Origin of the sequence: Paracoccus yibinensis (assembly GCF_030846195.1) — a bacterium.
GTDB lineage: Bacteria > Pseudomonadota > Alphaproteobacteria > Rhodobacterales > Rhodobacteraceae > Paracoccus > Paracoccus yibinensis.
Window position 1 is genome coordinate 585,260 of sequence record NZ_JAVCWH010000001.1, and the last position, 14,533, is coordinate 599,792.

Sequence of the window (14,533 nt, forward strand, 5' to 3'; positions counted from 1 at the left end):
TTGTTGCCGACTTCAGCGGGTGACCGCTTCATCTTCCTTCGATGTCGGCGATTCCTGGGTGTCGCACCGCATCCCGACCTTTTCGGCGACGCTCATCAAGGCTTCCGGGTTGCGCAGCCGGATCTCGCGCTGTGCATAGGGAATTTCGATACCTTCCTCTGCAAAGCGTTCCACGATGCGGTGGTTGATCTCGTTCTGGACGCTGCCCTTGCCGTTCACGTCGGTCACGACGACGTACAGGCTGAAGTTCAGGCCATCGGCGCCAAAGCCGCTGAAGGACACGAAGGGCGCGGGATCAATGGTTGCCGTCGGCTGATCCTCGGCGATCTCGCGCAGGATCTCGGCCACGCGCCGGGTATCGGTGCCATAGGCCACGCTGACATTGATCGTGATGCGCCCCATCAGGCTGCCGCGCGTCCAGTTGGTCACCTGCTGCGTGATCAGGTCGCCGTTCGGGATGATCACCTGCTGTCGGTCGAAGGTCTCGATCGCGGTGGACCGGACCGAGATGCGCCGGACGATGCCCTGTTGCGTGCCCACGCCGATCCAGTCGCCCACGCCCACCGGCCGCTCGATCAGCAGGATGATGCCGGACACGAAGTTCGACACGATGTTCTGCAGGCCGAAACCGATGCCGACCGACAGCGCACCGGCGACGATGGCGAAGGACGCCAGGTTGATACCGGCCGAAGTGACCGCCAGCAGTGCCGCCAGGATGATGCCGATATAGCCGATGCCGGACACGACCGCGTTCTGGCCGCCCGGATCCAGCTTGGTCTTGGGCAGGACCGAGGTGCGCATCGCCCCCTGCACCGCGCGGGTGATGGAATAGCCGATGGCGAAGACCAGCAGGAACATCAGAACCGCGCCGGGCGACAGGCGCACCCCGCCAAGCGTGATGCCCTGCCGGAACCGGTTCCAGTATTCGGCCAGTTCGTTGCCCGAGGCGCCCCAGATCAGCAGGAAGATGGGGATCGACAGCAGCACCAGGGCAAAGCCGATCAGCAGAGGCGCCAGCCCGTCGCGCGCGCCTTCCTGGCCTCGTTTCAGCATGTTGAACAGGTCGGCGATGAAATCCTGCAGCAGGATCAGCAGGCCCAGCATGGCAAGGGTCTGGATCCAGGGCCAGATCAGCAGGTTGCCGATGTTGACGTAACCGATGGCCGCAGCAATCACTGCCGCGATGGCCAGGGGCCGGGTCAGTGTGCCGGCAAAGGACAGGACGCGATGGCGATAGCTGGTGCCGGATTGGTCCGGCCAAGGTTTCAGGCGGCGCAGGATCACGCCCAGCTTGAACAGCAAGGCCCCCGCGATGAGGATCAGCACGAAATGCCAGACGACGGCCGCGCCTTCCGCGAAGTCCATCGGCACGCGCACAAGCCGAGAGTTACGCTCGGCCAGGCCCGACAAGGGAAGAAAGGCGACCGAGGCGACATGGTGGACCGCCAGGGCAAGCGCCAGTGCGTTCACCAGCCGGCGGGCGCTCTGGCGCTTTTGCGGCGGGACGTTCAGCGTGTCGTAAGCGACCGACTTGGTGGGAAACAGTTGGCGGGCCAGCCAGGCGGCACCGAACAGGATCACCGCCGCGACAGGCAGCGCGTCCAGGAAGGGCCGGGTCCAGGGGCCGAAGATGCCCGTTGCCGTGAGCGCGCTGATCAGCAGATAGATCCCGATCATCGGCAGAACGATCTGCGCCAGCGACACCACGAAGGCCACCACGGCGCGCGAATAATCCATCGCCCGCGCCGATACGCGCGAGGGAAGGGTTTCCACCCAATGCCGGCCCAGCGTCAGCAGCAGCAGCGCAGCGATCAGATAGCCAGCAACCTGCGGCAAGCGGGGGCGAAGTTCGGTCCAGGTCGCCCGCTCGGCAATCCGCTGGCCGGTGGTTTCCCAGATCCCGTTGACCAGCCGGGTCGTCTCCGATGCCGCCAGCAGCCAGTTGCCCGGCAGGACCGGCGAGGTCGAAAGCCGCGCCAGTTCGCTGACCTGCCGTTCGCTCAGCACCTGGTCGATCCGCCGGACCAGGGCATCGGCACGGCTGAAGGCCTCGACCGCGGCAAGGCGGGGGGCCTGCAATTCGGCAAGCTGCGCCTGCAGTTCCGCGCGCCGCGCGGCGATGTCCTCGGGTTCCGTCGCGCCCTCGGCCGGTGCCGGACCCAAGGCGGCGATCTGGCCCTCGACCGTTGCGATCCGGTCGGCGTTGATGCCCTGCGCATCCTCGAACTGGCTGCGCCATTCGACGACGCGGGCGCGGATGTCGTTCAACTGCGCAGCAGAGGTGTCGGCCTCGCCGGCCAGTTGCTCGCTCTGCGTGGCGACACGTTCCCAGGTCTGATAGTTGGGAACCGCCGGCTCTTGCGCCCAGGCAGGCGACACAAGGATGGTCAGGACCGTCAGGACGACAGCCAGGAACGCGCGGATCATGGGGGTCAGCCTTCGTAAACTTCGGGAATGTCGGGCGCTTCGCGGGTCAGCCAGCCGGGCACGGGCAGGCCCTTGGCACGCAGGAAGTCCGGGTTGAACAGCTTGGTCTGGTAACGGTTGCCATAGTCGCACAGGATCGTGACGATCCTGTGGCCCGGCCCCATGTCGCGCGCCATGCGGATCGCGCCCGCGACATTGACGCCGGACGACCCGCCCAGGCAAAGCCCTTCGTGTTCCAGAAGGTCGAATACAACCGGCAATGCCTCGGCATCGGGGATGCGATAGCTGAAATCGGGGGTGAAGCCTTCCAGGTTCGCGGTGATGCGCCCCTGCCCGATCCCTTCGGTGATCGAACTTCCGGGAGAGTCGAATTCGCCCGTGGTATAGAAGGAATGCAGCGCCGCACCTTCCGGGTCAGCCAGGCCCATCTTCACGCCCTTGTGCTGCAATGCCTCGGCCACGCCCGCCAGCGTGCCGCCCGAACCGACCGCGCAGATGAAGCCGTCCACCTTGCCGCCGGTCTGGTCCCAGATCTCGGGGCCGGTGGTCTCGACATGGGCCTGGCGGTTGGCGGTGTTGTCGAACTGGTTGGCCCAGATCGCGCCGTTGGGTTCGGTCCGGGCCAGGGCCTCGGCCAGGCGGCCGGAATAGCGAACATAGTTGTTGGGGTTCTTGTAGGGGGCTGCCGGAACCTCGACCAGGGTTGCCCCGGCCAAGCGCAGCATGTCCTTTTTCTCCTGGCTCTGGGTTTCCGGGATCACGATCACCGATCGGAAACCCATCGATGCGCCGACAAGCGCCAGCCCGATGCCGGTGTTGCCCGCCGTGCCTTCCACGATGGTGCCGCCGGGCCGCAGGGCGCCGCGGGCCACCGCGTCCTTGATGATGAAAAGCGCCGCGCGATCCTTGACCGACTGGCCGGGGTTCATGAATTCGGCCTTGCCCAGGATTTCGCAGCCCGTCGCCTCGCTGGCCTGGCGCAGGCGGATCAGGGGCGTGTTGCCGATCATGTCGGCCAGGTCGGGGCAAATTCGCATGGTCAAGCAACCTATCCGTCGGGGTCCAGTTCCGCGTTACCTACACACGGGTCCGTCAGAGGCACAACCCCGCAGCCCGGTTCAACCAAATCCCAATTCCGTGCGGATCGCCTGATGGCGCAGTTCCAGCCACAGCGCGATCATCGTCAGCGGCCCGCTTGTCAACTGTCCCGCCATGGCCATCCGGGTCAGTTCCGCGCGGGTCGTCAGATGGCCGCGGATATCCTCGGCCTCGCTTTCCAGTCCGTGGATGCCCTCGACGCCGTCCGGCAGGTCGGTGATGCCCACGAACTGATACAGGTATTCGCCAAGCGCGCCGGGGCTGGGATAATGGTGGATCGCGGGGAACAGCCGCGTGACGGTCAGGTTCGCCTCCTCGCGCGCCTCGCGGCGGGCGGCATCCTCGACCGTCTCGCCGGCATCGACGCGGCCCGCCACGGCTTCCAGCAGCCAAGGCTGGGGATCGTGGCGCAGCCAGGGGGCCACGCGGAACTGTTCGATTAGCAGCACCCGGTCACGCACGGGATCCCAAGGCAGCAGAACCACGGCGTCGCCCGAGACAAGCACCTCTCTCCGCAGAACGGGCGTCATGCCGCCCGCATGGGTGCTGTGGCGCAACTGGCAGACCTGGAGTGAGAAGAAGCCCGCATGAGGCTCGTCCCGCGCCACGTCCTCAACGTCCCCGGGCGAACGCAGGCTGACCAGGGAACCCCCGGACAGGGGGCTGGCCGCACCGCGCAGTTCCGACGCCGCGATCACCCCGATCATCGGCAGGCGGGCGGCAATGTCCTCCACCGGTCGATCCGTGGGCGCGGCCAGGACATGCCGTGCGATGGCAACGGCCAGCGGCACCTGCGGCTCTCCCTCGGCGGTGCCCGATCCCAGACCCAGGATGCCGTCCTGCGGCGCCAGCCCCATCACTGCGGCATAGCGGTTCAGCGCCGCATTCGGCACGACGCGCATGGCGGCAACGCTCCCCTGCCCCGGCGCCAGTTTGGGCCAGTTGTTCCGGTCGATCCCCGCCCGCGCACCGCCCGTCAGGATGCCGGGCAGCGTTTCGGGCGTTCCTGTCAGGCCGAAGACGTCCATCATCTCGGGCCGCGCCAGGATGCCCGTCAGCAGGACCGAACCTTTCACAATTGCCGCCCCTGCATCTCGGCCGCGGCAGCCAGGCCCATGTCATGGGCGGTCTGCGTAAAGACCCGGTCGAAGCCCGCGAACATCACCCGCGACAGCGCCCCGCCTGCGCTGGATTCGGCAAAGGCGATATAGGCCTCCAGCTCCCTGTCCCCCAGCGAGGAATAGGCCAGGAACAGATAGGCGCCGATCCAGCTTTCGGTATCGGCGCGCAGTTCCGGTTCCTCGGCCCAGGCGTTCTGGATGACCTCGCCCTCTGCCAGCGGCATCGAGGAACCGCCGCCCGCCTGAAATCCCCTGGCAAAGGCGATGGATGCGTTCAACCCGCCCGCCACGTTCGGATCGACCAGGTCGGCGGCGTCGATCAACCTTGCGATGCGGGCGGCGCGGGGGGTCGACCGCCGCTGCGCCTGTGCCCAGGCCGCCCGTGCGGCGGCTTCGACATCCTTGTCCAGCATCGCCACGCGGGCAGTCGTCTCCAGCGCCAGCAGTCGCTGGCCAAGACGGGTGCCATAGAAGGTCAAGCCCGCTTGCAGATCGGCCGGATCCATCGTGGTCAGCGATTCCACCGCGCCGCGCATGAACAAGGCCTGGATGCGCGGCGGCGCATGGATCGCCGCGACCTGCCCCAGCCAGCGTCCGGTGCCGCCGCGCGGAAACATCGTCGCGGCCATCTCCGCCCCTTCGGCCACGGCCTCGTCGCGCAGGACCGGGGCAAGCCGGTCAAGCTGCATCACGTCCCACAGAACATGGGCGGCCTGCTGGTGCGGGGGCACAGGCTGACGCGGCTGCGCATGGGACGGCTGCCCGACCGCGACCAGAAGACAAAGGCACAAGAACCGCAGCATCCGGCATCCTTTCGTGACACAGGTGTTTTTTTCGACAAAACCACTTGCGCTTCAACCCCCACCCCTCTAAATCCCCGCCTCACCACGACGCGGAGAGGTGGCAGAGTGGTCGAATGCGGCGGTCTCGAAAACCGTTGAGCCTTCACGGGTTCCGTGGGTTCGAATCCCACCCTCTCCGCCATATCATTTGCATAGCGCCTTAACTTTATTCTAACGTCCTTAGTTCGGCTCGCTTACTTCCCAAAAGCTTTCCCCTTTTAGTTCGGGAACATGCAGAACAGATGGCCGTATTGGCGGGGGCTGCTCCAGTTTTCGTATCTTGCCAGAGCCACCGACCTGCCCCCTTCTCATTCCGAGAATCTGCTGCTGCCTATGACTTCGGTGGATCCATGCAGCGGACTGAAAGAAAATTTGTCACGGATTAGCAAAGGCGGTCAATGCGAGCGGTCTTGCCTGCGACCAACCGTGACTTTGAACCGCCCCCTGCCGGCTTTTTAAATTGAGGATGCGCGCCAATCCTCCGGGCGCTCGTTCCAAGCAGGCAAGTCATGTCCGGCTCCTAGGAGCCTCGTCAAGAATAAGCCGCCGGCCCTTACTTCCAACCCGAGAGGATATTTCACATTCAGGCCTTGAACCGCGCGCACAGCGCATGCGGTAACGGTGCTGACATCATCGCTTCACGCAGAAAGGATGCATCACAATCAGCCCGTCCATCAAATTCCCTAAAGCCGGTCTTTGCCGAACTGCTTTAGCTGACTACATGATAGTAGAGCGCGAGACGCGCGCCTTTCGGCGCTGCCTCGCCGCCATCGCGGCGATACTTGCCAGCCCTGCTCCAAGTAGCGGGAAAGACGCCGGCACCGGAACTGGCGCGATTGCGGCCTCTCCCTCTACATCCAGCGAAACGCGAAACTCGACAACAGTAGGTTCAAACCTTTCCCATTGCATGGTGTAGCTCATTCTAGTCGCAAATTCGTCCGCGTCCTCGTTGCTGCCGCCACTGTCCGAAGCTGCCTGTGCTACGAAAGTTGCAATGACTCTCTGGGGGCGGAAGGGAGTCCTGTCCAAAATCTCGATTTGCGCCTTCGCCCCCGCGCTTGATCTTGATCCCGCTCCTGAAGACATCGCGGCGGCGTCGGCGCGAAGAAGGATATCGAACACGATATCGAAGGCCACTCCGATATCGCAGTAGGGATTACAATCGCACTGACCTATCAGGTCACATTCGTTGATCATCAATACGGGAAAGAAATGGGCACCAAAGCCGCCCGTCCAGGAACTGACTGCTCCAGAGCCAGCCGAAAGTGCCTGCCCCTTGGTCACCAGGAGGGAAGTCCCATCGCCGTCCAACGTTGTGTCACCTGATTCATATCCCTGCAGTGGATACGTAAACCGCTCTTCTATCGTCGGCCCTTCCCGGTCGTCCTCGGAAATGGGATAATCCCCGACGAATTCCGGTACGATGTAACTCCACCTGACCTCTGCGGAGGCTTCTGCCGTATACAAAGCGGTCGCGGCGGACGCCGCCGACATTGGAAGCGCGATCAAAACCAAAGAGATTAATGCTGTCCGGCTCGTCATCTGGACCTCCTGATGCAAGCTCCGCTGATATCAAATCCAAAATAGCATTGAACTGGTCCTCTTAACAGCAGCCGGATTTCAGAGTGGCCCTGTTTCCGGGTACGGCAACGGCTTTACACAATATATTTCCGGGTTTCCGCCAACGATGTTGGTTCGCTTTGTGTCCAAGCCGCTCGGCATATCTCGGTCCGCTTATTCAGCAGAAAATGCCCCAGCTGCATCAGGACTTTGGCCGTTCTCTGCCTGCTCTGGACGAGCTTACGAATGTTGCCAAGCCCCTAAACCGAACCCACTCCACGCCTTCCGTTCTTCCGGCTTCACCAACGCTGAACGATCCCGTTCGCCTCTGGGTCCTTTGTGGACCGCAGGATGATCGGATGCCTGTCAAGCCAGCCCGTCCAGATCCTGTGCTTCTTCCGTGACCCTGGATGGGGCGGAATGGCAACTGCCCTGCGCGCAGGGCAACGCGGGCTATCTGGTGACCGCCTTCTGTGGCATGGGATGGTGGGTTGCCCGTTGGCCCCGAAGCGTTGGAGGAGTGCCCCTTGCGTGTTCTTCTTGTGGAAGATGACGCTGATCTGGCGAGTTGGCTGACCCAGGCCTTGATGGGGCGTGGCTTTCAGGTCGATTGGGCCGAGGACGGCCGCATGGCCGAACTGCGCATCACCTCCGAGGATTTCGACGTCATCCTGCTGGATCTTGGACTTCCGGCGCTGTCGGGGACCGACCTTCTGGCCCGGCTGAAATCACGGCGCAACGACACGCCCGTGCTGGTCATGACCGCGCGGGACAGTCTGGCGCAGCGCGTGGCCCTGTTGCGGGACGGGGCCGACGACTTCATGGGCAAGCCCTTCGCCATCGAGGAGCTTGAGGTCCGCATTCAGGCCTTGATCCGGCGCAGCCACGGCCGGGCGCGCGGGATTTATGGCTGCGGGCCGTTGCAGTTCGACCAGGCCAGCCAGCGTTTCACCATGTCGGGCCAGCCGCTGGCCCTTTCGCCCAGGGAACAGGCCGTGCTGCGGCTGCTGATCCAGAAGCAGGGCGATCCGCTGTCCAAGCAGCAGATCGTGGACCGGCTGGTCAGCATGGAAAGCGACCTGAACCCCGACGCGGTCGAGGTGATCGTCCACCGGCTGCGCAAGAAGCTGGGCGAAGGCCGCGTCCAGATCGTCACGCTGCGCGGCGTCGGCTATCTGCTTGAAGCGGAAGACGAGGGATGAGCGCCAGCCGGACCGAGGCCACGGAGCGTCCCTTGTGGAAGACGCTTGCCCTGTGGACGCTTCCGACGCTGTTGTTCCTGATGACCGCCAGCCTGCTGCTGACGGTCCAAAGCCTGCGCGACGTGGCCGACAGCGCCTATGACAGATCCCTGCGCGGCGCGATCCGCGCGATCGACCTGCGCGTCTCGACCGAAAGCGGCGGGTTGGGGGTCGAACTGCCCTATCCGCTGTTCGAAAGCTTTCAGGCCACGGCCGATGGAGAGATCCTGTTCCGGGTCTCGACCGACGACGGGCTGGTGCAGATCGGAGAGCCGCTGTTGCCGCCGCCCCCGCCCCTGAAGCCCGAGGAGTTCGTCTTCTACGATGCGACCTATTTCGACCGGCCGATCCGCGTCGGCGCCTATATGCGGCCGCTGGACCCGCCGCTGTATGGGGCAAGCGGCGGCCAGAACCTTGTCATCGAGATCGCCGAGACGACCGAATCGCGGGACGCCTTCCTGCACACGGTGATGACCCGGACCATGCTGCGCGACCTGACGGCGCTGATCGCCGCGATGGTCCTGCTTTCGCTGGGCGTCCATGCCGGGCTGCGGCCGCTTCGGTCGCTGCGTGACCGCCTGGATCGGCGCGCCTCGGACGATTTGCGCCAGCTGGACCCGACGGGCCTGCCCCGAGAGGTCCAGCCGCTTGTCACCTCGGTCAACCGCCTGGTGGATCGCCACCGCGCGCAGGGCGAGGCGCAGCGGCGCTTCATCGAGGACGCCTCGCATCAGTTGAAGACGCCCCTTGCGGTGCTGCGCGCGCAGATCGACCGTGCCCGGCAGCTTGATGACACCGGCCAGATCCAGGATGTTCTGGCCGCGATGCGGGAAATCGTGGACAGGTCGGCGCATCTGACCAGCCAGCTTCTGTCGCTGGCCCATGCCCGCAACGCCGCCATGTGGATCGACGGCGCCCCCGACCGGGTCGATGCCCATGCCCTTCTGGACAGCGTCGTGCGCTTGCATGTCGGGCCGGCCCGACAGCGGCGCATCCTTCTGGAGGTCGAGGTGTCGCCCGAGATGCGCCCCCTGCACGTCCCCGAGGCCCTGCTGTTCGAAGCTGTCAGCAACCTGCTGGGCAACGCCATCAACGCCAGCCCGCGTGGCGCCACCATCGTGCTGACCGCATGCCGGGGCCGCCACGAAACCCTGATCGAGGTGCGTGACGCCGGACCGGGGCTTTCGGATGCCCTGCTGCGCCAGCTTGCATCCGGGCAGCGGTTCAATCTGGCAGGCGGGCGGCGTGCCGGAACGGACAGCACCGGGCTTGGTCTGACCATCGTGCAGGAAATCATGAAGTCCCTGGGCGGCCGCGCCGTGCTGTCGAACCGGCCCGAGGGCGGGCTTTCGGCCGTCCTGCATCTTCCCGACAGGCAGGAACGGTTGAAAGCTGATTGAAAGGTTCCGTTTCGTATCCAGGCTGCATGAGCTGGGAGGCTCATCACATTCGTTCTGGGAGGAACCTCATGATTCGCATCGACATGATGCGGGCCGCCGCCCTGGCTGCCCCGGCGATGATCCTGTCATCCACGATCGCCTTTGCCCAACCCGAAAACCCGGAATGCATCGCCCCTGCCCAGCCGGGCGGCGGGTTCGACATCACCTGCAAGCTGGCGCAGGCCGCCCTGACCGAAGCGGGCATCCTGGAATCGCCCCTGCGCGTGTCCTACATGCCCGGCGGGATCGGGGCGGTGGCCTATAGCACCGTGGTAGGCCAGCGTTCGGACGAACCGGGCACGATCGTCGCCTTTTCCTCAGGGTCGCTTCTGAACCTGGCGCAGGGCAAGTTCGGCGACCATGACGAGAACGCCGTCCGCTGGGTGGCATCCATCGGCACCGATTACGGCGCGGTGGTCGTGCCTGCCGACAGCCCCTGGGAAAGCCTGGGGCAGATGATGGACGCCATCAAGGCCGATCCGGGTTCGGTGATCCTGGGCGCCGGCGGCACCATCGGCAGCCAGGACTGGATGAAGGCCGCCCTGACCGCGCGGGCGGCGGGGATCGACCACAAGACGATGCGCTTCGTGGCCTTCGAAGGCGGCGGCGACTGTGCCACGGCCCTGCAGGGCGGCCATGTGCAGGCCTGCATGCAGGATGTCGGCGACAGCCAGGCCGCCATCGACGGCGGCGCGCCCCTGAAGCTGCTGGCGATCTTTGCGCCCGAACGCCTGTCCGGCAAGCTGGCCGAGGTGCCGACAGCGAAGGAACAGGGCTTCGACATCCAGTGGCCCATCGTGCGCGGCTTCTATGTCGGCCCCGACGTTTCGGACGAGGATTACGCCTGGTGGGCCGAGGCCTTCCAGAAGGCCATGGCTGCGCCCGGCTATGCGGCGCTGCTGGAAAGCCGCAACCTGCTGCCCATGCCGATGACCGGCGAGGAACTGGACAGCTTCGTCAAATCGGCCGTCGAGGACTATCGCACGCTCGCGGCCGAGTTCCAGCTGGTCCAGCAATAAGGACAGGACGCCATGAGCAATAACCGAACCCTTGGGGCCATGGCATTGCTCATGGCTGCCGTCCTTGTCGTCTTCGGATGGGGGCTTGTCGCGCCCTTCGCCTATGAGCCGGTCGGACCCCGTGCCTTTCCGATGATCACCGCCGCCCTGATCGGGATCTGCGGGATCATCCTGCTGATTCAGGGCGGCGGCGAGGCCGAGCCGGTCGGAAGCCGGACCCTGTTGGGCCTGCTGATGATGGCGGCGACGCTGTTCGTCTATGCCCTTGTCTTCGAACCGCTGGGCTATGTCCCGTCCACCCTCGCGATGAGCGCGGTGGTCGCCCGGCTGTTCGGCGCGACCTGGACCCAGGCGGGGATCTCGGGGCTGATCCTGTCCGTCGGATCCTATCTGCTGTTCGACCACGGGCTTGACGTCGTGCTGCCCGCTGGAATTCTCAGGGGGCTGATCTGATGGAAACGCTTGGCTTCCTGATGTCCGGCTTTTCGGTCGCGGCAATGCCGATGAACCTGCTGCTTGCGGCCATCGGCGCGGTCGTCGGCACCATGGTCGGCGTTCTTCCGGGCCTTGGCCCGGTCAATGCCGTGGCCATGCTGGTCCCCGTGGTCTTTGCCCTGGGCCTGCCGCCCGAAAGCTCGATGATCCTGATGGCCTCGATCTATATCGGGTCCGAATACGGCGGCCGCATCAGCGCGATCCTGATCAACGTGCCCGGCGAGGCTTCGGCGGTGATGACCGCGCTGGAAGGCTATCCGCTGTCGCGGCAGGGCATGGCGGGCGTGGCCCTGTCGCTGTCGGCCTGGACATCCTTCCTGGGTTCGGTTCTGGCAACGGTCGGGATCGTGCTGGCGGCGCCGGTCCTGTCGAAATGGGCCTTGGCCTTCGGGCCGGTGGAATATGTCGCGCTGATGGTCTTTGCCTTTGCCTGCCTGACCGGGCTTCTGGCCGACCAGCCGGTCAAGGCGCTGCTGGCCGCCGGCATCGGGTTGGCCCTGGCGACGATCGGCATCGACGCGAATTCCGGCGTCATGCGCTATACCTTCGACATGCCGAACCTGATCGACGGGCTGGCCTTTTCAACCCTGGTCATCGGCCTTTTCGCCATTTCGGAACTGCTGATCCTGCTGCAGAACCATCATGACGAGGAAGAGGTGAAGATGGAGCGGATGGGCCGCAGCCTGTTCAACCTGTCCGAGATGCGCTTCACCCTTCCCGCGGCCCTGCGGGGATCGGCCATCGGCTTCTTCATCGGGCTGCTGCCCGGCGCGGGCGGCACGGTGGGTTCGGCCCTGGCCTATTCCACCGAACGCAAGATGGCGGCGCGCCGCGATCCGGCCCAAAACCGCTTCGGGAACGGCGACCTGCGCGGGCTGGCGACGGTCGAGGCGGCGAACAACTCGGCCTCGAACTCGAACTTCATTCCGATGCTGACGCTGGGCATTCCCAGTTCGGGAACGACGGCGATCATGCTGGGGGTGCTGACGCTCTATAACATCACGCCGGGACCGATGCTGTTCTCCTCGCAGCCGGATCTGGTCTGGGGGCTGATCGCCTCGCTGTTCATCGGCAACGTGATGCTGCTGGCGATGAACATCCCCCTGGTCGGCGTCTTTGCCCGGATGCTGACGGTTCCCGCCTGGGTTCTGGTGCCCTTCATCGTCGTGGTTTCGGCCGTAGGGGTCTATTCCGGCAAATCGGCCGGGTTCGACCTGATCTTGATGGTCGCGGTCGGGTGCATCGCCTATTGGCTGCGCCGGCTGCATGTGCCGATGGCGCCGCTGATTCTGGGCTTCGTCCTGGGCGACATCCTGGAAACCAACCTGCGCCGGTCCCTGTCGCTGTCGGCAGGCGATGTGGAGGTGCTGTGGTCCAGCTGGATCGCCATCGTGCTGTGGGCAGCGGCTGGCGCCATCCTGCTGGTGCCCCGGCTGCTGCGGCGCCTGCTGCCGCCGGAAGCCCAACTGGCAGAGGACTGACATGACCTGGCTGACAGACCACCACCCCGTTCCCGCAGGCAGGCGCTTTCGCGAGCGCCTGTCAGGCCCCGGCATATTCCGCCTGCCGGGCGCGCATAATGGGCAAGCTGCCCTTCAGGCCCGCGCGGCGGGGTTCGAGGGGCTGTATCTCTCGGGCGCCGCCATGAGCGCCTCAATGGGGCTTCCCGATCTGGGGCTGATCACGATCGAGGATGTCTGCTTCTTCATCCGCCAGACCGCGAACGCCTCGGGCCTGCCGGTGCTTGTCGATGCCGATACCGGCTATGGCGAGGCGCTGAACGTCATGGTCATGGTGCGCCGCTTCGAGGAGGCGGGGGCCGGGGCGATCCACCTCGAAGACCAGATCCTGCCCAAGAAATGCGGCCACCTGTCCGACAAGCGCCTGGCGACGCCGCAAGAGATGGCGGCCAAGATCGCGGCGGCAGTCCGGGCGCGCCGCGACCTTGTCGTCGTCGCCCGCACCGATGCGGTTGCAAACGAAGGCATGGACGCCGCCTTGGCGCGCGCGCGCCTGTATCTGGAAGCCGGCGCCGACGCGATCTTCCCGGAAGCCTTGACCAGCGTGGACATGCTGCGCGAATTCGCCCAGGCGCTGCCCGGTGTGCCGCTTCTGGCGAACATGACCGAATTCGGCCGGACCCCCTCGCTGACCGGGGCCGAGCTTGAGGGCCTTGGCTACAGAATGGTGATCTGGCCCGTTTCGTCCCTTCGTGTCGCCAACAAGGCGCAAGAACGGCTTTATGCCGCCCTGCGCGACCACGACACGACGGCGCCGATGCTGGATCAGATGCAGTCGCGGCAGGACCTCTATGCCACCATCGGCTACTTCGACTTCGAGGCGCTGGACCAGTCCATCAGCCAAAGCATCCTGCCCTGACCGGAGATCCCGATGCCGCATGTCATCATCGAATATTCCGACAACGTGGAAGAATGGGGGGATCCCGGTCAGATCACGTCGGCGGTCCACGACGCCTTGTGCAACTCGGGCCTCTTGCCCGCCGAGGCCATCAAGACCCGTGCGATACGCCACGGCATGGTCCGCATCGGCCGGGACCGGGCCGGCCTGAAAGGGTTTGCGACGGTCCTGATCCGAACCCGTCCGGGGCGCGAGGATCATGTCCTTCAACAGATCTCGGCGATTGCCCGCGATGCAGTGATCGAAAGGATCGCCGCCCGCCCCGGCAAGGAATTCAGCGTATCGGTTGAAATCCAGATGATGGATCCGGTTGCGGTCCTTCAGGCGAAAATCTGACGCGCCCCCTCACACAGACGGCAAAGGGGCCAAGCCACGGGACCCGCGACAAGCGTTCAGCCAAAGGTGAAGGTCTGCTCCACCACCGCCTCCATCGAGACATAGCTGGAGGTGTTGCTGATATGGGGCAGCCCCGAGATCTTTTCCGCCATGATGCGCCGGAAATCGGCCATGTCGCGGGACCGGACCTTGACCAGATAGTCGAAGCCGCCCGCGATCATGTAGCATTCCTCGATCTCGGGGATGGCGCGGACGGCGGCGTTGAACTGTTGCAGCGCGGCCTCGCGCGTGTCGCTCATGCTGACCTCGACATAGGTGACATGGGTCAGGCCCAGCTTCAGGGGCGACAGGATCGCGCGGTATCCGGTGATCAGGCCGATGTCTTCCAGATGCCTGATCCGCAGGGCCACCGGGGTCTTGGACAGGCCAACCTTGCGCGCCAGTTCGGCGATGGGGATGCGGGCGTTGCGGGTCAGTTCCGCCAGGATCTTGCGGTCCAGGGCATCCAGATTGACGTTCATCCTGAAAATCGCCCCC

13 protein-coding genes and 1 tRNA gene are annotated in these 14,533 nt (G+C 65.1%); 8 read left to right on the forward strand and 6 right to left on the reverse strand.

Annotated features, from left to right (window positions below):
• Positions 1–12: 12 nt before the first annotated feature.
• The 4 genes from RAH32_RS02945 to RAH32_RS02960 form a co-directional block, all read right to left on the reverse strand.
• Entirely contained in the window at positions 13–2,427 is a 2,415-nt protein-coding gene (locus RAH32_RS02945) for a DUF3772 domain-containing protein (protein WP_306604909.1), read from the reverse strand.
• Positions 2,428–2,432: 5 nt separating this feature from the next.
• On the reverse strand, positions 2,433–3,464 hold the full coding sequence (locus RAH32_RS02950; protein WP_306605210.1) for a cysteine synthase A: 1,032 nt from the start codon (positions 3,462–3,464) through the stop codon (positions 2,433–2,435).
• An 81-nt stretch (positions 3,465–3,545) separates the two neighbouring features.
• Positions 3,546–4,601 (reverse strand): NUDIX domain-containing protein, encoded by a 1,056-nt coding sequence (locus RAH32_RS02955; RefSeq protein ID WP_306604910.1) that lies wholly within the window; start codon positions 4,599–4,601, stop codon positions 3,546–3,548.
• Positions 4,598–5,449: a hypothetical protein gene (locus RAH32_RS02960; protein WP_306604911.1), complete on the reverse strand. Its 852-nt coding sequence runs from the start codon at positions 5,447–5,449 to the stop codon at positions 4,598–4,600. The genes RAH32_RS02955 and RAH32_RS02960 overlap by 4 nt, the downstream gene beginning before the upstream one ends.
• 91 nt (positions 5,450–5,540) lie before the next feature.
• On the opposite strand from RAH32_RS02960, the gene RAH32_RS02965 reads away from it, so the two are divergent.
• Positions 5,541–5,630 (forward strand) — tRNA-Ser (locus RAH32_RS02965).
• A 575-nt stretch (positions 5,631–6,205) separates the two neighbouring features.
• Here RAH32_RS02965 and RAH32_RS02970 read toward each other — a convergent pair.
• Positions 6,206–7,030, reverse strand: coding sequence for a VPLPA-CTERM sorting domain-containing protein (locus tag RAH32_RS02970; RefSeq protein ID WP_306604912.1), 825 nt, complete (start codon positions 7,028–7,030; stop codon positions 6,206–6,208).
• Between the two features lie 545 nt (positions 7,031–7,575).
• Here RAH32_RS02970 and RAH32_RS02975 point away from each other — a divergent pair.
• From RAH32_RS02975 to RAH32_RS03005, 7 genes are all read left to right on the forward strand, one after another.
• Positions 7,576–8,250, forward strand: a complete 675-nt coding sequence (locus RAH32_RS02975) for a response regulator (protein ID WP_306604914.1) — start codon at positions 7,576–7,578, stop codon at positions 8,248–8,250.
• The gene (locus tag RAH32_RS02980; RefSeq protein ID WP_306604915.1) at positions 8,247–9,689 is read left to right on the forward strand and encodes a sensor histidine kinase; all 1,443 of its coding nucleotides are present in this window, start codon (positions 8,247–8,249) and stop codon (positions 9,687–9,689) included. Before RAH32_RS02975 ends, RAH32_RS02980 begins: the two co-directional genes overlap by 4 nt.
• Before the next feature lie 68 nt (positions 9,690–9,757).
• Positions 9,758–10,747, forward strand: coding sequence for a tripartite tricarboxylate transporter substrate binding protein (locus RAH32_RS02985; protein WP_306604916.1), 990 nt, complete (start codon positions 9,758–9,760; stop codon positions 10,745–10,747).
• Between the two features lie 12 nt (positions 10,748–10,759).
• Entirely contained in the window at positions 10,760–11,200 is a 441-nt protein-coding gene (locus tag RAH32_RS02990; protein WP_306604917.1) for a tripartite tricarboxylate transporter TctB family protein, read from the forward strand.
• The gene (locus RAH32_RS02995) at positions 11,200–12,723 is read left to right on the forward strand and encodes a tripartite tricarboxylate transporter permease (RefSeq protein ID WP_306604918.1); all 1,524 of its coding nucleotides are present in this window, start codon (positions 11,200–11,202) and stop codon (positions 12,721–12,723) included. The genes RAH32_RS02990 and RAH32_RS02995 overlap by 1 nt, the downstream gene beginning before the upstream one ends.
• A 1-nt stretch (position 12,724) precedes the next feature.
• Entirely contained in the window at positions 12,725–13,621 is an 897-nt protein-coding gene (prpB, locus tag RAH32_RS03000; protein WP_306604920.1) for a methylisocitrate lyase, read from the forward strand.
• A gap of 12 nt (positions 13,622–13,633) precedes the next feature.
• Positions 13,634–13,996, forward strand: coding sequence for a 5-carboxymethyl-2-hydroxymuconate Delta-isomerase (locus RAH32_RS03005; RefSeq protein ID WP_306604921.1), 363 nt, complete (start codon positions 13,634–13,636; stop codon positions 13,994–13,996).
• A 56-nt stretch (positions 13,997–14,052) separates the two neighbouring features.
• On the opposite strand, the gene RAH32_RS03010 is transcribed toward RAH32_RS03005, so the two are convergent.
• Positions 14,053–14,517 (reverse strand): Lrp/AsnC family transcriptional regulator, encoded by a 465-nt coding sequence (locus RAH32_RS03010; RefSeq protein WP_306604922.1) that lies wholly within the window; start codon positions 14,515–14,517, stop codon positions 14,053–14,055.
• Between the last annotated feature and the right edge of the window lie 16 nt (positions 14,518–14,533).